17 protein-coding genes are annotated in these 24149 nt (G+C 69.9%); 9 read left to right on the forward strand and 8 right to left on the reverse strand.

All coding sequences use genetic code 11. From position 1 onward, the window contains the following. The first annotated feature begins 26 nt into the window (after positions 1-26). From ABZ725_RS42435 to ABZ725_RS42460, 6 genes are all read left to right on the forward strand, one after another. On the forward strand, positions 27-1550 hold the full coding sequence (locus ABZ725_RS42435; RefSeq protein ID WP_358807709.1) for an MFS transporter: 1524 nt from the start codon (positions 27-29) through the stop codon (positions 1548-1550). Beyond that, positions 1547-2404: a pirin-like C-terminal cupin domain-containing protein gene (locus ABZ725_RS42440; protein ID WP_358807710.1), complete on the forward strand. Its 858-nt coding sequence runs from the start codon at positions 1547-1549 to the stop codon at positions 2402-2404. Before ABZ725_RS42435 ends, ABZ725_RS42440 begins: the two co-directional genes overlap by 4 nt. A gap of 86 nt (positions 2405-2490) precedes the next feature. Continuing rightward, on the forward strand, positions 2491-3582 hold the full coding sequence (locus tag ABZ725_RS42445; RefSeq protein ID WP_358807711.1) for an FAD-dependent oxidoreductase: 1092 nt from the start codon (positions 2491-2493) through the stop codon (positions 3580-3582). A 312-nt stretch (positions 3583-3894) separates the two neighbouring features. After that, positions 3895-4767, forward strand: a complete 873-nt coding sequence (locus tag ABZ725_RS42450) for an LLM class flavin-dependent oxidoreductase (RefSeq protein WP_358807712.1) — start codon at positions 3895-3897, stop codon at positions 4765-4767. After that, a complete protein-coding gene (locus ABZ725_RS42455; protein ID WP_358807713.1) occupies positions 4751-5578 on the forward strand; it encodes an SDR family NAD(P)-dependent oxidoreductase in 828 nt (275 codons plus the stop codon). Before ABZ725_RS42450 ends, ABZ725_RS42455 begins: the two co-directional genes overlap by 17 nt. Continuing rightward, positions 5538-5873 (forward strand): hypothetical protein, encoded by a 336-nt coding sequence (locus ABZ725_RS42460; protein ID WP_358807714.1) that lies wholly within the window; start codon positions 5538-5540, stop codon positions 5871-5873. Before ABZ725_RS42455 ends, ABZ725_RS42460 begins: the two co-directional genes overlap by 41 nt. Here the strand turns inward: ABZ725_RS42460 and ABZ725_RS42465 are convergent. Beyond that, positions 5818-6504 (reverse strand): hypothetical protein, encoded by a 687-nt coding sequence (locus tag ABZ725_RS42465; protein ID WP_358807715.1) that lies wholly within the window; start codon positions 6502-6504, stop codon positions 5818-5820. The genes ABZ725_RS42460 and ABZ725_RS42465 overlap by 56 nt on opposite strands. Continuing rightward, the gene (locus tag ABZ725_RS42470) at positions 6501-7250 is read right to left on the reverse strand and encodes a MerR family transcriptional regulator (protein ID WP_358807716.1); all 750 of its coding nucleotides are present in this window, start codon (positions 7248-7250) and stop codon (positions 6501-6503) included. Before ABZ725_RS42470 ends, ABZ725_RS42465 begins: the two co-directional genes overlap by 4 nt. A 191-nt stretch (positions 7251-7441) precedes the next feature. Between ABZ725_RS42470 and ABZ725_RS42475 the strand changes: the two genes are divergently transcribed. The 3 genes from ABZ725_RS42475 to ABZ725_RS42485 all read left to right on the forward strand — a co-directional run bounded on the left by ABZ725_RS42475 (position 7442) and on the right by ABZ725_RS42485 (position 12772). Continuing rightward, positions 7442-7870, forward strand: a complete 429-nt coding sequence (locus tag ABZ725_RS42475) for an ester cyclase (RefSeq protein WP_358807717.1) — start codon at positions 7442-7444, stop codon at positions 7868-7870. Between the two features lie 332 nt (positions 7871-8202). Continuing rightward, the gene (locus ABZ725_RS42480; protein WP_358807718.1) at positions 8203-12213 is read left to right on the forward strand and encodes a hypothetical protein; all 4011 of its coding nucleotides are present in this window, start codon (positions 8203-8205) and stop codon (positions 12211-12213) included. Position 12214: 1 nt separating this feature from the next. Further along, positions 12215-12772 carry a hypothetical protein gene (locus ABZ725_RS42485; RefSeq protein WP_358807719.1) on the forward strand — a complete coding sequence of 186 codons (558 nt, stop codon included), beginning with the start codon at positions 12215-12217 and terminating at the stop codon, positions 12770-12772. Positions 12773-12991: 219 nt separating this feature from the next. On the opposite strand, the gene ABZ725_RS42490 is transcribed toward ABZ725_RS42485, so the two are convergent. The 6 genes from ABZ725_RS42490 to ABZ725_RS42515 form a co-directional block, all read right to left on the reverse strand. Next, entirely contained in the window at positions 12992-13264 is a 273-nt protein-coding gene (locus ABZ725_RS42490) for a hypothetical protein (protein WP_358807720.1), read from the reverse strand. 76 nt (positions 13265-13340) lie between these two features. Continuing rightward, the gene (locus tag ABZ725_RS42495; RefSeq protein WP_358807721.1) at positions 13341-16835 is read right to left on the reverse strand and encodes a hypothetical protein; all 3495 of its coding nucleotides are present in this window, start codon (positions 16833-16835) and stop codon (positions 13341-13343) included. Between the two features lie 2 nt (positions 16836-16837). Continuing rightward, entirely contained in the window at positions 16838-19000 is a 2163-nt protein-coding gene (locus ABZ725_RS42500; RefSeq protein ID WP_358807722.1) for a WD40 repeat domain-containing protein, read from the reverse strand. A gap of 26 nt (positions 19001-19026) precedes the next feature. After that, positions 19027-21750: a hypothetical protein gene (locus ABZ725_RS42505; protein WP_358807723.1), complete on the reverse strand. Its 2724-nt coding sequence runs from the start codon at positions 21748-21750 to the stop codon at positions 19027-19029. Positions 21751-21781: 31 nt separating this feature from the next. Beyond that, a complete protein-coding gene (locus ABZ725_RS42510; protein WP_358807724.1) occupies positions 21782-22237 on the reverse strand; it encodes a carboxypeptidase regulatory-like domain-containing protein in 456 nt (151 codons plus the stop codon). 404 nt (positions 22238-22641) lie between these two features. Then, positions 22642-23421: an aminoglycoside phosphotransferase family protein gene (locus ABZ725_RS42515; RefSeq protein ID WP_358807725.1), complete on the reverse strand. Its 780-nt coding sequence runs from the start codon at positions 23419-23421 to the stop codon at positions 22642-22644. Between the last annotated feature and the right edge of the window lie 728 nt (positions 23422-24149).

Genomic DNA, 24149 nt, shown 5'->3' on the forward strand with positions numbered 1-24149 from the left:
CCTGCCGCCGAACCAGGAGTCCTGCCATGCCCTCCGACAGCCCGACCACGCCCGCGGAACCGGAATCCGCCCCACCGGGAATGCCGGGAGAACCGGGAGAGGCTCCCCACGGGCGCCACCTCGGCCTCGCCCTCGTCGTCATCGCCGCCGCGCAGCTGATGGTCGTCCTGGACGGCACGATCACCAACATCGCGCTGCCGAGCATCCAGACCGACCTCGAGGTCTCGGCGTCGAACCTGGCCTGGATCGTGAACGCCTACGCCCTCGCCTTCGGCGGACTGCTCCTCCTCGGCGGCCGGGCCGGCGACCTCTTCGGACGCCGCCGCATGTTCCGCATCGGCATCACGGTGTTCACGCTCGCCTCGGTGCTCGGCGGCCTCGCCCCGAACGAGGAACTGCTGATCGGCGCCCGCATCCTGCAGGGCATCGGCGCCTCGATCGCCGCCCCCACCGCACTCTCGCTGATCGCCACCAACTTCCCCGAGGGCAAGCCCCGCAACAGGGCGATGGGCGTGTACGCGGCCATGGCCGGCCTCGGCTCCACGGTCGGACTCCTCCTCGGCGGCGTCCTGACCGACTACCTCGACTGGCGCTGGGTGTTCTTCGTGAACATCCCCATCGGCATCGTCGTACTCGCCGGGACGAAGGTGCTCTCCGAGGGCGAGCGCAACACCGGACGCCTCGACGTGCCCGGCGCGATCACCGGCACCGGCGGCCTGATCTCGCTCGTCTACGGCATCACGCGCGGCGGTCAGGACGGCTGGACCGACGCCCTGACCCTGGCCTCCTTCGGTGTGGCCGTCGTCCTGCTGGCGCTCTTCCTCGTCCTCCAGATGCGCACCACGCACCCGATGCTGCCGCTGCGCCTGTTCAAGGACCGCAACCGCGCAGGCTCGTACGCGACCATGCTGTTCCTGGGCGCCGGCATGTTCGCCACCTTCTACTTCCTGACGCTCTACATGCAGCAGATCCTCGGCTACAGCCCGGTCAAGACCGGGTTCGCCTACCTCCCGTTCAGCTTCGGCATGGGCATCGCCGCCGGCATCAGCTCCAAGCTCGTCGCCCGCCTCGCGCCCCGGCAGATCGCCGGCCCCGGACTGGTCATCGGCGCGGGCGGGATGTTCTGGTTCAGCACCCTGGAGCCGGGCGCCTCCTACGTCACCCATCTGATGCCCGCCATGTTCGTCACCGCGCTCGGCCTCGGCATGAGCTTCGTGCCGATGACGCTCGGCGCGGTCAGCGGCGTGCGCGACCAGGACTCCGGCATCGCCTCCGCACTGCTCAACACCGCGCAGCAGGTCGGCGGTGCGCTCGGCCTGGCCGTGCTCACCACGATCTCGACCTCGGCGGCGAACGACCGTCTCGCGGAGGCGGCCGGCACCTTCTGCCGCGCTGTCGCCATCAAGGACTTCGCCACGGTCGCCAAGGCCGGTGAGGCCCTGACCCACGGCTACACCACGGCCTTCACCGTCGCGGGATTCCTCTTCGTCGGCGGCCTGCTGATCACGCTGTTCGCCATCAACGCGAAGAAGCAGGAGCACACCGTATGAACGGAGCCGGACCCCGCGTCCTGTCCACCGTCATGGAGATCGAGACCCACGAGCGGGGAACGCTGTTCTCGGCCCGCGGCGCCCGCTTCGCGGTCGACCTCGACCCCTTCCTCAACACGGACCTCTTCCGGATGACCGGACCGGTCTTCTCACCGCACCCGCACGCCGGCTTCTCCGCGGTCACCTACCTGTTCGACGACTCCACCACCCGGTTCCACAACCGGGACAGCCTCGGCGACAAGAGCCTGATCGAACCGGGCGGAGTGCACTGGACCGTCGCGGGCTCGGGCATCGTGCACGACGAGGTCGTGGAGGAGGTCGGCCGGCTCGGACACGGCGCGCAGATCTTCGTACGACTGCCCGAGACCGACGAGCAGAACGACCCGTACGGCATGCACTTCACCCCGCAGGAACTGCCCTCGGGCGAACTCGCCGAGGGCGTGAGGGTCCGCGTGGTCGCGGGCGAGGCGTTCGGCCTGCGCTCGCCGGTGCGCGAGGCTGCCGGATCCCACGTCTACGACCTGATCCTGGCACCCGGAGCCCGCGTCGAGATCCCCGTCGACCCCGAGTTCCGCGGCTTCGTGATGACGGTCGAGGGCGACGGCCGCATCGCCACCCCCGCAAGCCGCGGCGAACTGGGGCCGGCCGGCCTCGCAGTCTTCGAACCCGGCACGGGCGCAGTGGAGTTGGCGGCCGGCGAGCGGGGCGCGCAGTTCCTGTTCGGGGCGGGCAGGCCACTGCGCACCCCCGCGTACATGTACGGCGGGTTCTGTCTCTCCAGCCGTACCCGCGTAACCGAAGCCGTCGAGCGCTATCAGTCGGGCGAGATGCACGGCCTGCTGACGGCGCCGTGACAACACGCAAGTCATACACCCGACTTGCCGTACACCCGACTTGCCATAGACCCGACTTGCCATAGACACGACTTGAAGGAGCACAGATGTCCCCGACCGTAGTGGTCATCGGCGGCGGTTACGGCGGAAGCGCCGCGGCCAAGGCCCTGGACGGCGTCGCCGACGTCGTCCTCGTCGACCCCAAGGACGCGTTCTTCCACGCCGTCGGCGCCCTGCGCGCCGTGGTCGACCCGGAGTTCCTGCCCAAGGTCTTCTTCCCCTACGACAAGCTGCTCACCAACGGGCGCGTGGTGCGCGACCGCGCGGTACGGGTCGAACCGGGCCGGGTGACCCTGGCCTCGGGCGAGGAACTCGCCGCCGACTACATCGTGCTGGCCAGCGGCTCCGGCTACCCCTTCCCCGCCAAGAGCGACCTCGACGACACCGCCGCGGCCCAGCAGAAGTACAAGGCGGCACACGCCGACCTCCTGGCGGCCGAGCATGTGCTGCTGCTCGGGGCCGGACCGGTCGGTCTCGAGTTCGCCGGTGAGATCAAGGCCGTATGGCCCGAGAAGAAGGTCGTCGTCGTCGACCCGGTGGCCGACATCCTCAGCGAGTACGAGCCCGAGCTGCGCGAGGAGATCCGCCGCCAGCTCGCCGAACTCGACGTCCAGCTCGTCCTCGGCGAGCCCCTGAAGGAGAACCCGCCCACCGTGCCCGGCGAGCGCGGCACCTTCCACGTCAGCACCACCGCCGACGTCGACATCACGGCCGACATCTGGTTCCGCTGCTTCGGCGTCGTTCCCCACACCGACTACCTCGCCGGTGCCCTCGCGGACGTACGCCGGGCGAACGGCGAGGTCGCCGTCACCGACACCCTCCAGGTCGAGGGACAGGACACGGTCTTCGCCCTCGGCGACATCACCGACATCTCCGAGTCCAAGCGCGCCGGCACGGCCTCGCGGCACGCGCAGGTGGTCGCCGACAACATCAAGGCGCTCATCAAGGGCGAGGACTCCGAGGGGCTCGCCACCTACCGGCCGGGTCCCGCCGCCATCCTCCTGCCGCTCGGCCCGACCGGGGGAGCGGCCCAACTCCCCGGTCAGGGCGTCCTCGGCGCCGACGTCGCCGCCCAGTACAAGGGCGCGGACCTGTTGACGGGCCGTTTCGGCGAACTGTTCGGCACGCGGACGACATGAGGGCCGCCCACGGCTCCGGCTCACCCCTGGGGCGAACACGTTCTTGGAGATGCTCATGACCGCACCCGATTTTGTCTCGACCGAGGCCGACTGACACCCCGGTGAAGACAACGGTGCCCGTCTCTCCCGCGACCGGGGGAGACGGGCACCGTCCCGGCTTCGGCCATTCCAGGCCAGCCAAGGCTATGGGATGCACTTTGCGCGCCGTCCAGGCGAAGGTGGGGGGATTTCGGCGCTGTCGCGTCGAGAGATGAGCTGGAAGTGGATACTCTTTTGGAGTAAGCGGTGATGGTCGAGTGAGCGGAGTCCCCCATGACACTTCCCGTGCTCTTCGGAGCCAACGTCGACCCCGTCTGGGAGGACCCGGGGCAGCCCCTCCGGATCGCCCAGCAGGTCGAGAAGGCCGGCCTCGACCTCGTCACCGTCCAGGATCACCCGTACCAGCCCAGGTTCTACGACGCCTGGACGCTGATCAGCTATCTCGCGGGAGCCACCCGGAGCGTCACCTTCGTGCCCACGGTCGCGAACCTCCCGCTGCGCCCGCCCGCGATGCTCGCGAAGTCCGCAGCCAGCCTCGACGTCCTCGCCCCCGGGCGGATCCAGCTCGGCCTCGGCACCGGAGCCTTCTGGGACGCGATCGAGGCCATGGGCGGACCGCGCCGCGAGCCCAAGGAGGCCGTGGCGGCGCTCGACGAGGCCATCGACATCACCCGGCTGATGTGGAGCGGCGAGCGCTCGGTGCGCTTCAAGGGCGAGCACTACTCGATCTCCGGCGTCCACCCGGGGCCCGCCCCCTCCTCGGGCCTCGGCATCTGGCTCGGCGCCTACGGCCCCCGCATGCTGGCGCTCACCGGCCGCAAGGCGGACGGCTGGATGCCCTCGTACGGCTTCCTCGGCCTCGACCGGCTCAAGGACGCCGTCGCGCGGCTCGACGCGGGCGCACAGGACGCCGGCCGGGACCCCGCGTCCTTGCGCAAGGTCTACAACCTCAACGGGCTGATCAGCCCTGTCGAGTCGGACGCGCCGTTCCGGGGCGATGTGCGGCAGTGGGTCGACCAGCTCGTCTCCCTCGTGCGGGAGTACGGGATGAACGGCTTCGTCTACTGGCCCGACGCCGACCATCTGCGCCAGCTGACCCTGTTCGCGCTGGAGGTCGTGCCGGGGGTGCGTGCAGCCCTGGCGTAGGGCGGGAAGAGAGCGTGGCGCACTCGACGGAGCCACCGCGCTCGTCGCCGGCGGCACCGGCAACGTCGGATTCCTCGCCGTCGACGCGCTGCTGCGCGCAGGCGCCGACGTGCTCGTGCCGACCCGTGACAAGGCCGAGTTCGACCGTCTGCGCTCCCGACTCGACCCGGAGCTCCGGGACCGGCTGACCGGGCTCCCGGGCGACATCGGCACCCCCGAGGAGGCCCGGGAGATCGCCGAGCAGGCGAAGGCGCGGACCTTCGGCGGCCTGGACGCCGTGGTGTCCACAGTCGCGAGCCGGCACCAGGTGCCGCCGGTCCTGTCCGGGGGATTCGGCGCGTTCCGCGAGGTGATCGAGTCCACGGTGTACCCGCACTTCGTGATCGCCGAGGCGCTGGTGCCCGTGCTGAAGGCGGGCGGCTCGTTCACGACCGTCAACGGTCCCGTCGGCTTCACCGACGGCGTGCACTCCTCCACCGGCCCCATCGCCGCGGCGACGGCCGCGCAGAACCGTCTCGTCCTCGCCGTCGCCGACGAGACCGGCGGCGACCCGCGGGTCGACGACATGGTGATGTGGGACTGCCTCGGCCCGAACGGCACCCGCCCCGGCTCGCCCCTGCAGGGCGAGGAAGTCGGCGCGTTCCTGGCCTGGCTCGCCGGCCCGGACGACCACGCCGGACACATCGCGGACTTCTTCGTCATGACCTTCGGCGGCCCCGACGACTATCTGCGCGAGCGCGGCGACCTGCGCTTTCTGCTGGCGATGCTCGGTGACCGACACCGAAGGCGAGGATCCGGCTGGTCTCCCTGACCAAGGCGTCGTCGTCCCCAGCCGCAGCCAGTCCCGCCTGGACGCGCTGACCAAGCTGATCGGCCCCGAACTCGGGAGCAACCTCAAGACGATCGCGGCCGGTTACGGCGCCTTCGACGAGGCGGACGAACTCGCCACGCTGATCGTCGAGGAACACAGCCGCGTCGACCACGTCGTCGCCTCGGCCGGCGGCTGGTGGATGGGCAAGGCCCTGTGGCGACTTCCCTCACGGTTCCATGTCAGGGCTGCGGTGCTGTTTCCGGGGTGGGTTCGGGAGTGGTTCGTGCTTGTGTGACGGCGTCGTAGAGGGCTTTCGGGTCGTCGGCGTGGAGCCTGATCACTGTGACGAGGCGGGTCGCGCCGAGGAACGTGGGTGCGTCGACCGGTTCGGCGAGTTGGAGGGTGATGGAGGTCTGTGATCCGACGGGGAGGTTCAGTTCGCCGTCCTTCTTCTCGTGGGTGAAGCGTGTCTCGCGGCGGATGGAGGCGATCCGGTCGAGGGGGAGATGGATGTCGATGTTGGCGGCCTGCCGGATGCGCAGGCCGCGGCCGGCGAGGACATGCGGCCGGGTGCGGGAGGCGGCGTGCAGGCCGAGGACGAACAGGACCGTGTAGACGTCCACGACCAGCAGGGCGGTGTGGATGACGGGTCGGTCGGCGAGGAGGTAGGACAGGGCGACGGTCTCGACCACACAGGCGAAGGTGAGGCCGTACATGGTGATGGCCTGGTCCCGGCCGTGGGTGAAGACCGCGTCGGCTCCCTCGACGCCGTGTGGCCGGCGGGTGACCCACCGCATCAGGCTTTCCAGGACCCGGCGCTCGTGCGAGAGGAACCGCGCCGCCACGGATGAGGGCCCGGATCGTGCGTGCTCCTGTGGGGCGGGGGCGGCGGGTTGCGGCCGGGCCACCGGGGGCGTGGAGGTCATGCCGGTCCTTCCTGTCGGCGCTTGACGAGTTCGAGCGCGCGGTGGACGGCCGCCGCCTGTGCCGGGGCCAGGTCCTCGTACAGGGCCTCGGCCAGGCCGTGGGCGTCTGTGTCGGGAACGTGAGCCGCCAGGCCGTCGGGCAGCAGGGCCGCGAGCGCTGAGGCGGCTCGGGCCACGTGAGGGCCGTCCGGCTTCTGGCCGGCGAGGCCGTCCAGGAGGCTGTAGACCTGTCCGGCGTGCTCTCGCATCTCCTGCAACGCCGCCATCAGCGAAACCCTCCTCTCCTTGGGGGTCGCGGCGTCGAGGAACGCCAGGTGCTCGCGGTCCTTCACGGCCATCGGCGAGTCACCGGGGTCGCCGAGAGCGGCCAGCAGGCCGGAGAGCTCAGGCGACACCGGCCCCTCGGGGAGCAGAGATCCGGCCTGCGCCTGGGCCAGCAGCTCGGCCAGTCGCGTCCGTCGCTGCCGGAGGAGGGCCTCCTGCCGTGCGAGGTCGGCGTCCAGCTCCTCCAAGACCTCCCTCAGGTCATGGCCTTCCGTGTCCGCGAGGACATCCCGTACCTCGTCGAGCCCGACACCGAGCTCGGTCAGACGCCGGATCCGGGCGAGCAGGACGGCGTCCCGGACGCCGTAGTCGCGGTACCCGTTGCTGCGCCGCAGGGGCTCGGGCAACAGCCCGAGATGGTGGTAGTGCCGCACGGCCCGCGGGGTGACCCCGACCAGCGCAGCGACTTCGCCGATTCGCATGAGACCAGTGAAAACCATGACGTTGCGGCAAGGTCAAGCACAGACGCTCGCCCGACGACCGGTGCCCCCGGCCCCGGCGGACGGCCGCGAACCATCCCTTTGACCTTGCCGCGACGTCATGGTCTTCACTGAAGGACATCGGCCCCGGGCGATCACCGTGCCGGGTCCTCCACCTCCGAAAGGACAGCGAGATGACCACTGCCACCGACCGGAACGTGACCCTGCTGCGCACGGCGTACCGGTGCGTGGAGCGCGGCGACCTCGACGCGGCGACGGAGCTGATGGCGGAGGACTTCATCGCCAACGTCCCCGGCAGCGCCGAGCCCCTGCACGGCCGGGAGATCTGGCGCTTCGGCACCCAGGGCATGCTGGACGCCTTCCCGGACCTGAAGATCGACGTCCAGGACATCTTCGGCGCCTGCGACAAGGTCGCGGTGCTGGTCAACTTCCGGGGAACCCACCTGGGAGCGTTCCAGCAGTTCGAGGCGACCGGCCGGACGGTCGCCTACCGCAGCGTCGAGGTCTACCGCATCGAAGGCGACAAGATCGCCGAAGAGTGGGTCGCCCCGGACATGATCAGCCTCATGCAGCAGATCGCGCCCACCACGACCGATCACTGACCCACCCGGCCGGCCGCCCTCTCTGCCAGGAACCCCTGCGCTCACTGCTTTTCCCCGTACGCGACGGATGTGCCCTAAAGGGCGGTATCCGATTCCCTTCATCTGGTCCTGGGCGGCGGTGATGAAGATGTGGCCCCTTCCTCATGCTGGATGTTCGGGCACCGGCAGCGCGGGACACGACTATGGACAGCAAGGCGACCAAGAGTTCCCCGACCGAGGTGGAGCAGCATCGGCACAGCTCCGGAGCCACCACGGAGGACGCACGAAGCACGGAGGCTCCTGGTGCGCATGCGCCGGCCCGGGCGCGGCCCGGGTCGTGGCTCAACCCGGCCATGGCGCAGCGGTTGCAGGCCACCGCGGGCAACCGTGCCCTGGCCGGGATGATCGCGCAGCGACGCACATCGGATGCGCCGGCGGCCGCGGAGCCGACCGTCGAGGCCGAGTCGCCGGCCGCGGAAGCCCCGGTGACGGCGCCGTCGGCGCCGGGTCGAGCCGGTGGCCGCACAGCCGCCGATGAGCCACCGGGTCCGCCGGCCACCGACGACACGGATGCCAAGGACGCCGCGGGTGCGCAGCCTGCTGCCATGCCGGTGCAACGGCTGTCGCGGCCGCCCGCGGCCTCCTCGCCGAAGTTCTCCGCCCTCAAGTCCGACGTCAAGGGCAAGCAGAAGACGCTCTCTGCTCACCCGCCTGCCGCGTCGAAGTCCAACGCCGCCCAAGCCGCCGCGAAGCCTCCCGCCGATGACAAGCAGGCGCAGGGCAAGGCCGCGAACGCGGAGAAGATGCACGCGGCCCAGCCCGGCACGTTCGACAAGGCGGCGTTCATCGCCGCCGTGAACAAGGCGATCTCGGCGCAGGCGCCGAAGAACCTTGACGAGGCGGACAACTTCGCCGACTCGGGCAAGGCCGACGCGGTCAAAGGACAAGTGCAGGGCCAGGTCGGGCAGGGCAAGGAGCAGTCGGCCAAGCAGATCGAGACCACCACCAAGGCCGGCCCCGACACCTCGCAGGCGAAAGAGAAACAGGTCGTCCCCCTCGCCCAGGAGCCCGCACCCGGCAGTCCAGGCACCCCGAATCCCGCCAACGCTGTCCCCGACAAGGCCGCGGCGAGTGCGACCGACTTCTCCGAGGGGCCGAAGCAGGTCGACCAGCAGATGGCCGACGCCCAGGTGACCGAGGACCAACTCGTCAAGTCCAACGAGCCCGAGTTCACCGGCGCGCTCAAAGAGAAGAAGGCCGGTGAGGAACACGCCGCCACCGCGCCCGGCCAGGTCCGGGCCGCCGAGAACCGGACGCTGACCGACGCCAAAGCCGGCGCGCAGGCGAGCGCGGCGACCTCGATAGAGGCGATGCGCGGACAGAAGCAAGCCGCCAACACCGCTGTCGGTCAAGGCCAGCAAGGCGCCCAGGGCAGGGACGAATCGAAGCGCGCCCAGGTCACCGCGAAACTGCAGGTGGTCTTCGACGCCACTCAGAAAGACGTCGAGGGCATCCTGACCGGGCTGGACAAGAAGGTCGATGACTCCTTCAGCGCCGGGGAGAAAGCGGCCCGGGACGCGTTCGCCGCCGAGCACAAACGGCGGATGGACGAGTACAAGGACAAACGCTATTCCGGGTTCACCGGCAAGATGCGATGGGTCAAGGACAAGTTCGCCGGCCTGCCCGAGGAAGCCAACCAGATCTTCGTCACCGCCCGGCAGGGCTACGTCAACCGCATGCAAGGCGTCATCTCGAATGTCGCCGACGTCATCGGCGCCGAACTCAACAAAGCCAAACAGCGCATCGCCACCGGACGGCAGCAGCTGCAGGCCGAGATCCAGAAACTCCCCGCCGACCTGCAAGCCATCGGCAAAGAAGCAGCCGGGGAGTTCTCCGGAAAGTTTGATGAGCTGACCGAGAAGGTCGACTCCAAGGGTCAAGAGCTGGTGGAGACGCTGGCGTCGAAGTACAACGAGGCGCTCAAGTCGGTCGACGCTGAGATCGAGGCGGAGAAGGAGAAGAACAAAGGCCTGGTCGCCAAGGCCGTGGATGCGGTCAAGGGCGTCATCGACACCATCCTCAAGCTCAAGGATCTCCTGCTCGGGGTGCTCGCCAAAGCCGCCCAGGCGGTGATGGCGATCCTGAAGGACCCGATCGGGTTCCTCGGCAACCTGGTCTCCGCGCTCGGTGTCGGTCTGAAGGCGTTCATGTCCAACATCGGCACCCACCTGAAGAAGGGCCTGATCGGTTGGCTCCTGGGCGCGATGAGCGGTGCCGGGTTGCAGGTGCCGTCGAAATTCGACCTGCGCGGCATTCTGACGATGATCGCCTCGCTGTTGGGTCTGACCTGGAACGCGATCCGTGGGCGGATCATCAAGAAGGGAATTCCCGAGCAGGCGATGGGCGCCGTGGAAGCCGGGGTCCCGGTCGTCGCGAAACTGCAGTCGGAGGGTGTCGCGGGTGTCACCGAGGAGATCAAGGAGCAGGTCGGTGATCTGAAGGAGAACCTGCTCGGAAAGATCTCCGAGTATCTGATACCGACCGTGCTCATCGCCGGCATCACGTGGATCGTCTCGCTGCTCAACCCGGCCAGTGCGTTCATCAAGGCCTGCAAGATGATCATCGACATCGTCACCTTCATCATCGAACGCGGCGCCCAGATCATCGAATTCGTCAACGCGGTGCTGGACGCGGTGATCGCCATCGCGGGCGGCGGCGCGGGCGGCGTACCCGCATTGATCGAAGGAGCGCTCGCCAAGTCGATCCCGGTGTTGATCGGCGCGCTCGCCGCCATCCTGGGCATCGGCGGCGTCGCCAGCAAGGTCAAGTCCTTCTTCCAAGCACTATCGAAGCCGGTGATGAAGGCCGTCGACTGGATCGTCGGGAAGATCGTCAAGCTGGGCAAGGCCATCTGGGCCAAGCTCAAGGCGGCCGGCAAGAAGGTAAAGGACAAGTTCACCGGTAAGGACAAGGACAAGTCGAAGGGCAAGGGCAGCAAGAACGAAGCAGCCGCGCTTGCAGATGCGGACCAGGCACTCGCCAGGGCCGGCTCCCACGAGGCAGCGGCGACCGGCGTCCGCGCCGTGGAACGCAAGCACGATGTCCCGCTCCATCTGGTCGTGGATTCCAAGACACCACAGGGCGAGGTGGTGCACGTCCAGACGGCCCGGACCCCGCAGCACGCCCTCCGCGACGAGAAGCAGACACGCGACGAGATCAAGGCGGCGATGCGCGACAAGCACAACAACACGCTCATCGAGCAGGTGCACCCGTACTGGTGGAACACATACATCAGCAAGGTCCGAACCGGACCCCTGCCGAGCTCGCCTCCCCTGTTCTCGTTGGCCGACCTCAAGGGCACGGACAGCGACGCACGGGCGCTCACTCAGACGGACGGTTTCGTCCAGCCGCTGCTCGACTACTTCAAGGGAAACCGGAAGACGGCGGACGCGAACGATTTCTACAGCCATGTGTTCGGCACTCAGAAGCCCCAGCGGAAGGCGTTCCTCCAGGCCCTCGGGTCACCCGTTCCGGCGGAACTGAAGAGGCTGGCCGCGAGCCGACTGCCGGAGATCACCGACGAGGCGCTCCGGACGAGTCTGCAGGCGGGCATCAACCAGCTCGGGCCGGGCAGTTACAAGGTCGGCGTCTCGCCCTACGGACAGTTCGACCTGCCGAGCCTGCGGCAGAAGGAACACTCGGACTACTTCCCGGAGAAGATCAACTCCGTCACCGAGGGCGACACGACCACCACCACGTACACGACGCGCGCCGGCAAGAACTTCACCGTGGTCGAGAAGGGCAAAGACCGCTCGGAGTCGCTCACCGTGACGGGCCACGACCTGAATCTGAAGCCCAGTGGCGCTCCGCGAGGCATCACGCAGACTCCGGCCGGCTTCGTGGAGGGCGAGGAACTCAACCGGGCACACGGCGTCGCCGACATGTTCGGGGGATCCGGGTTCCGGGAGGGCCTGAACCTGGTGTCGACAAGCGACCATTACAACAAGCAGATCCAGGGCGCGGCGGAGAGATCGATCGAAGCCAACATCCGGACGTTCGCCTTGCTGAACGGGGTGGACGTGGGCGACGTGTCCATGGACCTCACGGTCACCATCACGTTCGGAATTCTGGTCGGCGACATTCTCAAGGCCCGGGTCACGAGTCTGCCGTGGTACACAGCGTCTGATCCGGAGGCGCAGCAACGGTTCGTGGATCTCCTGCAGAAGGTCTCCAATCCTCCGATCCGGAGGGCAGAGCAGACGAAGTACGAGTACGTTCTGAAAGCCAACGGCAAGAGCAAGAATTACAGCCCACCTCCGGTCGGAGCCGACGCGTGGCTCTTCGTGAGAAAGAGTGAGAGCTGACGTGAACATCGACGAGGCCGTGACCTTCTTCCAGGAATTCCTCACCGCGGTGTACGAGCAGGACGTCGCCAACCTCACGGAGCCGGACGATCAGCTCGAACAACGGGTCGTGCGTACGGAGAGCTTCATGTACTCCTCACCCGGCACCAGCATGACGTCCCCGTTCATGCGTCCTCGGCGGCTGCCGGCCGAGGAACTGGCCGAGATCGCGGGGAAGGCGTCGACGCCGGTACGCCGTCCGGTGTACCTGGTCGTGGAGTATGACGTGCCCGGGTGGGGCACCTGCTTCGCGGCCGATGTCGGTGGCGGCGAGGAGGACAACTACATTGCCTACGAGCGCCAGTACTGGGCGATGGAGGTCGACGGGGAGCCGAAGATCGTCGCGCAGTACGGGATCGACTTCTACGCCGAAGGGCTCGCCTGGGAGAACCTCATGGGAGCGGTGATCGGGCGCACCGGCGATCCGGTCGCAGTCCGCGACTTGGAGGAGCCCCGCATCCCGCGCGACCGGGACGACTACCGGCGCATCGTCGCGTCGACCCGGCAGGACGGCTCCTGAGCTCGGTGTTTGTGCAACTTGCAGCGCAATGACGAGCCAGGTCCAGCGGTCGGCGGCAGCCTGTGCACGGAGCCATATCGTGGCGAAGCCTCCGTCAGATGCCCATGGGCACCTGACAGCAGCTTCGCAGGTACCGAGCCGTCACCATTGCCAGGCCAGGCTCGGCGTCAGCCCTGCGGGACCGAGGCGCCCTGGGCCGGATGGCTGCCGCGCTACGGGTCAGAGGCTTCTGACGAAGCCATCGATGTCGTCGCCGACGCCCTCGAAGAATCCCGCGACCTTCCGGCCCGCTTCATGAATCCATTCCTCGATCCTGTCGAGGAGGCCGATGAGAAGATTTCGTCGATCACCGTGGGCGGCGACGGCTGTATCTGGCGTCGGACCTGAGTGGATGCCGGCTGCCGTCGGCGAGTGTCGGGCGGGCCTCTTCTGTGAGGGTCGGCTTTGAGGGGTCATCGGACGGCGGGTCACAGTGAGGTGATGCGTCGTCATGAGCTTCCCGTCAGGAGCGGAAGCCGGTCGCTGTATCGGCACCAAGGGCTGCGGCAGGCGGCCGCGGGTGGCGGAGTCAGCCCGGCCGCCAGCCCGGGGGGAGGGGGACCACGTCGACGAAGAGCGTCCGGTCCTGGAGTTCGGCGGGCACGGCCGAGGAGGGCGGCAGGGCGGGGATCCGTTCCACCTCGCGGACCCGGAGCCGCAGCGGGGCGGTGCCGGACGGCATACGCAGGACCGACGGGGTCTCCGGGCTGTCGCTCGCCACCCTGGCGGACAGCGGCCGCCAGGCCGGCACGGCGGCCGTGGCCGGCGAGCCGAGGTCGACGAGGTCCGTGGCGCCCGGGACGGCGCCGGCCGGGCCGTGCGCCTCCTCCAGGACGGCCTCCAGCCGGTTGGGCGGCCGGGGACCCGTCCCCAGCAGGGAGATGCGCAGGTCGGGGCCGGTCCGCTCGACGACCAGCCGACGGTCGGGCAGCAGCCGCACCGGGTCCGCCACCACCACGGGGGACAGCGACATCCGGGGCAGGCTGTTGCGCTGGAACCGGGCCAGGGCCAGCCGGACGAACGGCGCGTACGAGGGGGCCGCCGCGGGCGGGGCGATCTCGATGTCCGCGTACCAGCGGTCACCGTCGCGGGTGACGGCGTAAGGGACCAGCAGCACCGACGCGCCCAGGTCGGCGGAGGTACCGGGGGGCTCGCTGAATCCCGTGAACCATTCCTTGGCGGCGAGCGGCGGGAGCGGCTCGGACGCGAAGAGCGGATCCCGGCCGACCCGGGTCACCGGGACCGCGGGGGCCGCGCCGGGCGCGGCGGACAGGACGGCGACCCGTTCCCCTTCCCCGGTCGCGTACCACGGGCCGGCGAGCTCCACGCGCAGCCGCCGGGACGCGCGGACGCGCTCGATCCGCGAGGCGGCCGTCTGCGTCTCCCAGCGGAAGGACGGTGTGGTCGACAGCAGCACCAGGTCCGGCGGGCAGGCGCTGGAGGGGATGGTGACGGAGCCCTGGAGGCGGCTCAGTTGGAAGGCGTCGTCCGGGTCGTCCTCGTCGAAGTACGCACGGAAACGGCTGATCGCCTTGAGCGTGTAGGTGACCTTGCGGTGCTTGGTGTCGCCGAACTCGTGGCGGATCACCGGCGCGGGCGGGTCACCCCGAGCGACGGTCTGCCCGTACACGTGCGCGACGCCGGCGTCGCGGTCGCCGTCGTTCGTCCACTCCCGCCAGGCCGCGGAGATCTCCAGCCGGCCGGTGCTGTCGGTGTTCAGACCGGTGGGAAGGAAGACGGGGCGCAGCACGGCGAACGTCTCCCGCTCGCCGCGTGTGACCGGCGGCTGGCTCTGCCAGCGGGGCTCCGCCAGCGGCCGTCGGACGGCGTGCACCAGGTGGATCCGCCGGACGGGACAGAGCACCGGATGCCGGCCGTTGAGGACGGTGACCTCCCACTCGCTGTCCGGCAGGGGCACGCCGGAAGCGCTGACGGGCCGGTCCAGCCACTGCTTCACGGAGAAGTGGTCGAGGAAGCCGTCGGTGACGGTGGAGGAGAGTTCGAGGACCGCTTCCTCGGCTTTGGCGAGCTTCAGGTCCAGGTCGCCGTTCGCCCAGGCGAGGGCAATGGGAGGAGTGGGGGTCGGCTGGTCGGAGAGGGTGATCCGCTTGGGGTCCGCCGAGGGCCAGTCGTCCCAGGCGGACCGGTCGGTGACCGGTTCGGTCAACCCGCCCGGGGCGGCGGCGATATGGGCGCTGACGCCGCTGGTCGCCGGGTCCGGCAGGGCGCCGTCCAGGTCGTCGGCGGCTTCGGCCCGCAGCGCGCGCAGGGCCAGTTTCCAGGTGCGCTCGGTGAACGCGGGGCCGGCGTCGCCCGGGTTCCCCTCCCGGGGGTCGAACACCCCGTGCTGCTCCGCGAGGCCGAAACTGACGGTCGGCCGGTGCAGGGTGCGCCGTTCGACCGGCGGGTACTGGGGGTGGGCCGCGCTGAACTGGGCGGCGTTCATGCCGAGGTCGCTGCGGACGACCAGCCGGTCCAGGGCCGCGCCGGCGCCGAACGTGTTGTCGTGGCTCAGCCGGGGCGGCCTGATGGGGTCGCTGCGGGCGTACTTGACCGTGCCGGTGGCGCCCGTGGGACCCGTGAGTTCATCGAGGCCCGGGCCGCCGCCGGTGAGGTCGGCGATCCGCACCCGCATCGCGTACCGGACGACGAACCGCAGGCGGGGCAGGGTGCCGCCGACGGGGCTGAAGTCCCAGCGGAACACGTACGGTGGTGTGGTCGCCGGGGCGGGCTCCGGCAGGGGAGTGCCGCCGAGCAGGTTCACGAACGGCACCGCCAGGCTCCAGCCGTCCCAGCGGACGACCACTTCGTCCGCGTGCAGCCGTCCGTCGGGAGTCTTCACCGCTGCATAGGGCTTGACGTGCCCCTCCTCGGGCAGCGCGGGGTCGCCCAGCGTGATCACCTGGCCGTCGGAGTCCTCGACGGTGTAGGACGCCCGGCGCGTGCACAGCGGGTGCCACTGCTCGTCGTCACCGGTCCGGATGTCGACCCGGTAGCCGAGCACCAGGTCCTCGGCGGTGAGTTCGGCGCCGTGCAGGCCGGCCCCGAGCCGGCTCGCGGCGACTCCGGCACGGGCGGTGAAATCGGACTGGCGGTCAGGGCGGATCAGCATGAGCCCACCGGTACGCAGGTCCGGCAGCGCGGGCCGGCGACTGCTGTCGGCGTCCAGGGCCCTGGCCTCGGTGCGCAGGGCGCGCACGGCTCCGTCGACGTCGATCAGGCTGAGGGCCCAGGGTGGGGCGGTGCCTTCCGCCCAGTCGAGGAGGCCGACGCCGGCCAGGTCGAGGAGTCCGTTGCGGATGCCGCTGGAGCCGTTGGCGGGCGCCGGCCAGAAGCCCGTACCGGTGAGGTCGTACTTGGTCCAGGGCGAGCTGATGTCGATCGGCAGGTCCGTGCCGCGGATCCGCAGGAACCGCGGGCCGGTGCCGATGTCCAGGTCGGCCCGGTCGGCGCGCAGCTCGAACACGAGCCCGAGGGCTTCGAGAACCGCGGGGTGTTCGCGCAAGGTCGCCACGGTCCGGTGGAAGTCGAGGTCGGGCGGCAGCGGCGGCAGCGGCGGCTCGGGCTGCGCGGACGGCGGCAGGGGGGTCTTCCACTGGTCGATCCGCCTGCGTACGGCATCCTCGCCGTCGGCCGGCTCGCGGGTCAGGATGCTCGTGCACTCCCGGTACGACATCACGACGGCGCGGGCGTCGGCATATGTCGTGCCGACCTGCGGAGCCGGCTGCTCCGTCGGCGTCCACTCCTCGACCACGCCTGCGTCGGCGTCGAAGAAGGCGTGCCAGGCGTCGCTGTCGGCGACCGGGTCGTACCGCAGGGCGTGATCCGCCTCGCGGATGCCGTCGGCGGTCCGGACCTCCAGGTCGAACGTGGCGTCGGCGAGCAGGGACGGCCAGTCCTGGAGGCCGAAGTCGGCGAGGGAGCCCGCGGCCAGCCGGGGCACGACGAGGACGCGGATCCGGGCGGCCGGCTCCGGGCCTTCGGTCAACCCGGCGGGCATCGCCGCCCAGACGAACGTGCTCATCGCTACCGCCGTCCCGGGTAGACGCGGGCCAGACCGTCCGCGCAGGCCGTGGCGAGCAGCTTCCCGTCGGGGCTGAAGGCCAGGTCGTTGACGGTGGCCGGGTGCACCAGCCGGGCGAGTTCGGTGTCGGTGGCCGGTTCGATGATGACCACCGTCGGCTGGGGTTCGTCGTTGACGAGCGCCAGTTGCGGCTCGGTGGGGTGGAACAGGAGCCGGGTGACCGTCTGCGGGAAGGTCAGCGTGCGGACCTTCTCCGGCGGGTCGGCCGCGACGTTCCACAGGTGGACGACCTCGTCCTTGCCGGCGGTCGCCAGAAGCTTGCCGTCACGGCTGAAGGCGACGGCGGTGACCTCGCGGGTGTGCTGGGAGTGCCCGATCTCCTTGCGGGTGGCGGTGGAGATGATCAGCACCGCGCCGTCGTCCCCGCCGGTGGCCAGGAGCGAGCCCTGCGGGCTGAAGGCGATGGCCCGGATCCTGCCGTCATGGGAGAAGCCGGCGAGGTCGGTGCCCGTGTCCGGTGCCAGGATCCGGGTCGAGCGGTCCGCGCAGGCGGTCGCGACGAACCGGCCGTCGGCACTCGTGGTCACCCGGGTCACCGGCTGCGGGTGCTTGAACCTCCAGACCTCTTCCCCGTCGTCGCGGGCGAGCCGGCGTGCCGTTTTGTCACGGCAGGCCGTGACCACGTCGTCGTCCCCACCGGAGGGGAGGAAGGCGACGGCCTCCACGGGCGCGGTGTGGGGGACGATCCACCGCCGCTCGCCCGTGTCGGTGCGGAACAGCCGGACGCCGCCGTCCGTGTTGCCGGTGGCGAAGTGGCGGCCGTCCGGGCTGAACTCCAGGGAGTTGATCTCCCCGGGCAGCCTCTTCTCCAGGACCAGCTCGCCGGTGTCGGCGCGGAACAACGAGGCCTTGGCCTCGGGTTCGTGACCGGCCGCGACGGCCAGCGGCCCGGGAGCCGAGGCGAGGGCGATCTCCTTCACCGGGCCCTCGAAGGTCAGACTCGACACGCTGGCCGGGGCCATGCTGTGGATGTGGAGGAACCCGGAGCCCTGGGACCCCAGCCCGCCGAGCGCGAGCCGTTGTCCGTCGCGCGAGAACGCGAGGCCCGTCAGCGAGTTCGTCGCTCTCTCCCACACGGTGGTGCCGAGCAGGGAGTTCACGACCTTCACGCCGTTGACCGAGACGATCGCGATCTCCGGGAGGACCGGATTGAACCGGACCCGGGCCGAGGCGCCGACCGGCGCCGAGAAGCGCCGCCCGCCGTCGGAAACGTCCCACAGGACCATCGTCTCGGGGCCGACTCGGAGCAGTCGGCGGCCGCCGTTGCTGAGGGCCGTCACCGCGGTGCCCGGCACCGGGCCTTCGAGAGCGACCGTTTCGCGGATGACCCCGTCCTCGGCCCTGAGGGTGAACGCCTCGCGTTCGGTCGTGACGACCAGCGCCGTCTCGTCGGCGGTGAAGGCGAACGCCGTGATGGCGGCGGGCAGTCCGGTCGTCCAGCGGATGGCGCCCGCGGTCACGTCGACGAGCACCATGCGCGCCGCGTCGGCCGCCGCGAGCTGCTGGGAGTCGCGGGTGTACGCGGCGGGCAGCTGCGAGACGACGGAGGGGAACCCGTCCTTGAGGCTGCCGTTGAGCGCGTCGAGTACGAGGAGGCCCTTGCCCGAGCCCGCCAGCAGCTTGCCGTCGGGGCTGTGGACGAGGTGCCGCACGTCCCCGGCCGGGTCGTCCCGTCTCCATCGCACGATCATGGAATCCACCGCCCGTACCCAGATCCGGCGCGGCGGCGGGGTCCAGCCGATGATGTGGAGCCCGGCTTCCTCCTCGTTGAACCGCTTGCATTCCTCCCGGTCTTGGAGAGGGAGGTCGCTGCAGTCGAGGAAGGGGATGAACTCCTCGATGGGCTCCACCGGCCCGTCACCACCGGTCCCGGCCACGGCCTGCCCGTCCGGGCTGATCACGGCGGACGTCATGTCCAGGGCCTCCGTGGACCAGTGGACCTCGCCCGAACCGGCGTCCAGGACCGACAGTTGCTGCGTGTTGAAGGGGGCGCTCGTACGATGCGGGCCGAACGCGACCAGGCTCATCCCGTTGCCGCCCCAGGCGATCTCGGACGGAGCGAAGTCCAGCTTCGCCTGCGCCAGCAGCTCACCGATCTCGCTCATACTGCACTCCTGTCACAGCACTCATGTCACAACGGTGCGAAGGCCGCTTGGTAGGCCCGCCAGCGCGCCAGCCCTTCGTCGGTGTCGGCCAGGGCGTGCAACGCATGGTCGGCGCTCCCGCCGCCCGCCAGCACCCAGGTACCGCTGTCGAGTTCGACGCTGGCCGAACACAGCGTGAAGTCGACCTCGATGACCAGGGTGGCCCGGCCCACCAGCGCCTTGGTGGCCGACTGGTAGGCCAGCGAAATGCACAGTTCCACCGACACCGAGATCAGGCCCAGGACTTCGACGCACCCGCCGATCCGCAGGTAGCCGGTGAGCGTGACCTCGCCGTCGGCCAGCTCGAACCGGATCCCGCCGAAGGCGTGGACTTCTCCGCGGGCCACCACGAAGTCGATGGCGAGCATCGCGCCGAACTCCAATGCGGCCTCCAGGCGCTGCAGTCCGCGGTGGTCGAGTTCCACCTCCAGGTATCCGCCGCCGCCGAACATCAGCACGGTCAGGGTGAACGGGTTCTCCCGGCTCGCGAAGCCGAAGGTGACGGACACCGGCTGCCCGTCGAACGGGACGGCGATCTCGGTGCTCGCCTCCAGGTCGGTCATGATGAACGCGCCGGCGGTGACCGAAGGCAGCGGCAGTGAGTAACTCGCCACGAGTTCGTCCGGGTTCACGTCGATCTGCGGCGCGAGGTCGGACAGATCGACGGCCTCTCCCAGCTCCTGGAGGAGCTGGAGTTCGCCGAGGAACTCCACCTCGACGTCTTCCAGGGCGATCGAGGGCGGCCCGCCGCTCTTCTGGGTGAAGGTCATGGCGGCGAACTGCACCTTCAGCAGCGGAGCGGACGGCGTCGGCAGCACGAGGGCGAACTCGGTGACCTTGCAGTGGGTGTCGGTCCCGTCGGCCGATGCCGTCACGGTCAGGTCGAGCGTGCTCTCACCGGTCGGCCGGAACGGGCCGCTCGCCTTGAGGCGTACGTCGTTCCACGCCATCCTCGCAGCCGGCGGGCGGCTCGGCGCGAGCACGGAGGTGACGGTCGGCGGCTTCTTGAGATCGGTGACGAGGTCGATCAGTGCGAAGCCCAGCAGGGTGGCCTCCGGGGGGAACAGCCGTGCCGGGTCGATCTCGTCCGTACCCTGTGCGGGCTGCGCTGCGGAGTTCACGGGGCCGAGGTCGCGGGACACCGCGTCCGTCGTGAACCGCGGGGCCACCAGACCGCCCGAACGGTCGCTCTGGCCGACGAAGTCGATGTCGACCGGACGGTCCAGCTTCAGCAGCATGTCGTGCGAGGCGCCCTGGTTCAGGTACTGGGGTGTGAACTCGACCCGGCGCGGTTCGTCCTTGCCCAGCAGGGCCCGCAGCGCGGGCAGCCGTACGTCGAGACCGGTGAGCACCGGCCGGTATCCGGTGGCGTGCAGGGTGCCGCCGACAGTGATGCCGTGGACCTCGTGGACGTCGCCGTCGCGGGGTGCGGCCGACCGGACCAGGTCGATCGGGATGCCGGGGAGGGGCACGGACTGCGGGGGGAGGACGTGCGCGAGATGCTTGGCCAGGGCGGGGTTCGTGAGGGAGGCGAAGCCGGGTTTGGTGACGTCGGCGACGAAGAGCAGCGGCATCGGGAATCGGACGTCGCCCCTGGGCGCCGCACAGCGTACGGGGAATTCGACCGTCCGGCTGCCGTCGGCGAACGTGGGCTTGAAGAAGACACCGAGGTGCGTCTGGCCGGTGACCGGGTCCGTGAAGCTCTGCCAGCCGTCACCGACGAGGCCCCCGTAGACGAAGGTGGTGATCTCGACGTCTCCGAACGGGAAGGCGCGGGCCACCGGTCCGTCCGGCGGCGGCCGCCGGACGGGTTCGGTGACGGTGAGGACGAACGTGCTGCGGAGGACGGCCGCATGGCCGGCCGTCGGGTCGAAGACGCGCTCGCTGAACTCCACGTACCGGGCCCGGTGGCCCAGCGGGTAGAGCACGCCGGAAGTCTCCGTCCGGACCCGGACGTCCCGGCCGAGCACCGCGTCGTGCTCCCACTGGAAGGTGTCCCACCGGCCGGCGGCCGTCAGGGTGCCGCCCAGAGCGCTCAGTTCCAGCCGGGTGGCGTGTGCGGGCTGAGCCGGCGTCGCCTTGCCGGCGAGCCGGTCCCGGCCCACCTGGCCCAGCGGGACGGAGAACCCGGGGTCCGGGGACTTCGCGGTCGCCGGGTCGACGGCGTGCAGCGCGAGGGAGGCGTCCTGGGCGGGGGTTCCCGGCTCCCGCCGCAAGGAGCGGAGGCGGGCGCGCCACAGGCCCGAGACCCCGGCGACCGTCAGGGGGAGCACGGGGTGGTCGGAGGCGATGTCCTGGCCGCCCTGGCGATCCTGCACGGCGAAGATCATCCGCCAGGGCAGTTCGACGGCGGTGTCCGCGGCGATCGGCCGGCCCCGGCCCATGGCCTGCAGGATGCCGTCCACGGTGGGGACGAGGGTCGTGCCGCGCGGCAGGGCGAAGGAGATCCGGCTCGGCCCTGACAGCATGCCGTTCCAGACCGGTACGAGGGTGCCCGAGGCCGCCGGCAGAGTCCTAGGGGCCGACTGCCCGGGCGGAGAGGTCTCCTCGGCCACGTGCTGGGGCGGGAAGGAGACCACGAGCCGGGCGTCGTCGCCGGTGGCCTTGAGCACCGGCATCCCGTCGGGGCGGGTTTCGGCCACGGTCAGACCGGACCAGGAAACCCCGAGGAGCAGATGGTCCAGGGATCGGACGAGGAGGAAATTCGGCACGATGACCACCGGCCGGGTCGGTTACGGCCCATCAGGCGTCGGCCTGCTCCGTGAAGTGCTGGAGGAGGGTTGCCTGGATGTGCTGGAGGAACAGGGTGTTCTGCTTGATCTGGGACAGCCGGGTCGTGGCGTGGGCGGCGTACTCCGGTCCTTCCACGGCCGAGGCCAGGAGGAAGGCGGCGAGTACGTCGATGCCGCGCGCCGTATCCGCGAACTGGCCCACGGGGACCAGACGGCGGTCGAGCGGGACGGCGTCGTCGGCGACCACGTCGGTGACCAGTGAGGGCTGCCAGCCGTCCGCGTTGTTGAGCGAGTGATGGGTGTCGAACCGGACGGTGACCGTCTCACCGGCCGGCACGTCGACGCTGTACGAGCCGTCGTCGTTGGTGTAGGCACGGTCGATGAGTGTGAGGTCGGGGCGGTAGACGCTGACCTTGATCATGAAGATCGGCTCGTCCCCGGTGATGGTTCGCACATGCCCGTGCATCAGAGTCTCCTCTCGCGCGTGGCCGGGATTCTCGTCGAGGGCGTGCGGGCGCGGCCGAATTCGACGAACGCAAGTCTGATTGAAATACAAACTTCTGAGGGCCGTTCAGGCGCACCTGATTCCAGGTTCGCCCCGTGCGCAGACCATGTCAATTTCGGTCGGCGCGCGTCCGCGCTGCGCACGGCCTCCGGCCGTACGCCCATGACGTCGACGAGCGTGCAGGTGCCCGGGCTGGGATTGAAACGGCTCCGGGCCAGGACTCGACCCGGTGCGGCCCGTCGACGACCGGACCAGGGCCGGCCGTCAGGCGTCGTGATGCGGGTCCGGCGGGCGGTTTGATTCGGGACCGCCCATGGCGGTGCCGGGGTGCTCGGTTGTGGGTGGGCAGCGGAAAGGGCGAGGCGCTACTCGAACAGGTGTCGATGGGCTTGGCTCCATGCCGACTTGTCTGCGAGGTCCTGCAGGTAACCGTCGGCCGCCCAGGTTGCCTGGGGTTCGTGCCCGGCATCGGCCAGCCGGCGCACTCGTTCGGCGTTTTCCCGTTGCTCGCGGATGACGGCGTCGACGATGTCGGTGGTGTCGGCGGTGGAGAGGAGGCCGTAGGCGGTGCAGAACCGTTGCAGGCGGCGACGGCGGTCGGGCGGTTGCGGATAGCGGAGCCAACGGGTGCACTCGGTGTCGTCCCTGAATGGCGCGACGTACTGCAGTGCGTAGGCGATGTCGTGCAGGCGGGCTGCCGGGCGAGCGAAGTCGAAGTCGATGAGGCCCACCGGCTGCTGTCCCTGCCAGACCACATTCCATGGGCCGAAGTCGCCGTGGCAGATCACCTCGCCGTCAGTGGACTCCGTCGCGCCGACGGCCCAGGCGGCGTCGTCGGGCGGGGTGAATCCCGCGGTGGCGTCGTGGTACTCGCGCAGCAGCCGGGCGAAGGCGGTCAAGCCGTCGTCCTGCACGACCTTGGCCCACCCCAGCGGCCCCGACTCCCCGTCGACATAGCTGAGAACCTCGCGGCCTTCCTCGTCGATCCCCAAGGCCCGCGGAGCGTAGGGGAAGCCCACTGCTTCGAGATGGCGCAGCAGTGCGTGCACGGTCTCGGTCCAGGGCTGGACGGGTCGGCGGACGGTGTCGCCGACCCGCACGACCTGCCGATGGGCGCAATCTTGCAGCACGTCCTCGTACGTCACCCGCAGAGGCTATCCACCGCGCGGGCAGCGCGACATGCGGATTATGCGGAGAACGACAGCTGCCGTTTCCATTTGCGGAACGCACCTGGAAAGCGCAGTGTGGTGAGAGGGGGACGGCTCATGATGTCGGAGATCAAAACAGCCGCCAGGGCCGGTGTCATCTCGCAGACTACGTCGCGAGGCCAACACGACGTCTCGCCAATTGAGCGAGCTCTTCTGCACCTTGGCAATGCGCACGTCTCATGCGTCCTGCGGCACCGTGGCCTCGAAAAAAAGTTCCGCCATGCCGGTAAACCATGCCACAGGTGTCCGTTTTGCGTTCTACGGCGTTCTTCCGAACGGTGATTTGCAGTGGTATCGCCATGACGGATGGATGGGTGATGTGGCTGCGGTCGCCGAAGGAGCGTCCGGCCTCGGTGATCCTTCGCTTGCGGCCCTGCCCGCCCAGATCCTCCAGGCCCTCAGGCTCCGAGCGGTCGAAGCGGTGCAGTCAGCGGCGCACCGTCTTCTGACTGCACCTCAACTCGTCCGCGATCTGCGGGACCAGCCGGCCGTCCCAGCTCGGCTCCACCGTCCGACACCGCTCTACCCGAACCCTCGGCGCCCTCCTGGCAGCCGCCAGGCGGTGGACCACCGCTTGCTCGCCCTCGTCACGGCCCGGCCGTGCCCTCAGCGCCATGACCCGGCGCCCGCCCCCGAGCGCCCATAACCACCCCGCTATCAGCAGG

The sequence above is a fragment of the Streptomyces sp. NPDC006872 genome, assembly GCF_040635845.1.
Taxonomy (GTDB): Bacteria; Actinomycetota; Actinomycetes; order Streptomycetales; family Streptomycetaceae; genus Streptomyces.

Excerpts from the sequence above, each read along its gene's own strand:
- ABZ725_RS42480 (WP_358807718.1), top strand. The coding sequence starts at position 8,203 with ATGGCGCAGCGGTTGCAGGCCACCGCGGGCAACCGTGCCCTGGCCGGG.
- ABZ725_RS42450 (WP_358807712.1), top strand. The coding sequence starts at position 3,895 with ATGACACTTCCCGTGCTCTTCGGAGCCAACGTCGACCCCGTCTGGGAG.
- ABZ725_RS42435 (WP_358807709.1), top strand. The coding sequence starts at position 27 with ATGCCCTCCGACAGCCCGACCACGCCCGCGGAACCGGAATCCGCCCCA.
- ABZ725_RS42475 (WP_358807717.1), top strand. The coding sequence starts at position 7,442 with ATGACCACTGCCACCGACCGGAACGTGACCCTGCTGCGCACGGCGTAC.
- ABZ725_RS42495 (WP_358807721.1), bottom strand. The coding sequence starts at position 16,835 with ATGAGCACGTTCGTCTGGGCGGCGATGCCCGCCGGGTTGACCGAAGGC.
- ABZ725_RS42490 (WP_358807720.1), bottom strand. The coding sequence starts at position 13,264 with ATGACGACGCATCACCTCACTGTGACCCGCCGTCCGATGACCCCTCAA.
- ABZ725_RS42500 (WP_358807722.1), bottom strand. The coding sequence starts at position 19,000 with ATGAGCGAGATCGGTGAGCTGCTGGCGCAGGCGAAGCTGGACTTCGCT.
- ABZ725_RS42440 (WP_358807710.1), top strand. The coding sequence starts at position 1,547 with ATGAACGGAGCCGGACCCCGCGTCCTGTCCACCGTCATGGAGATCGAG.
- ABZ725_RS42445 (WP_358807711.1), top strand. The coding sequence starts at position 2,491 with ATGTCCCCGACCGTAGTGGTCATCGGCGGCGGTTACGGCGGAAGCGCC.
- ABZ725_RS42470 (WP_358807716.1), bottom strand. The coding sequence starts at position 7,250 with ATGCGAATCGGCGAAGTCGCTGCGCTGGTCGGGGTCACCCCGCGGGCC.
- ABZ725_RS42465 (WP_358807715.1), bottom strand. The coding sequence starts at position 6,504 with ATGACCTCCACGCCCCCGGTGGCCCGGCCGCAACCCGCCGCCCCCGCC.
- ABZ725_RS42510 (WP_358807724.1), bottom strand. The coding sequence starts at position 22,237 with ATGCACGGGCATGTGCGAACCATCACCGGGGACGAGCCGATCTTCATG.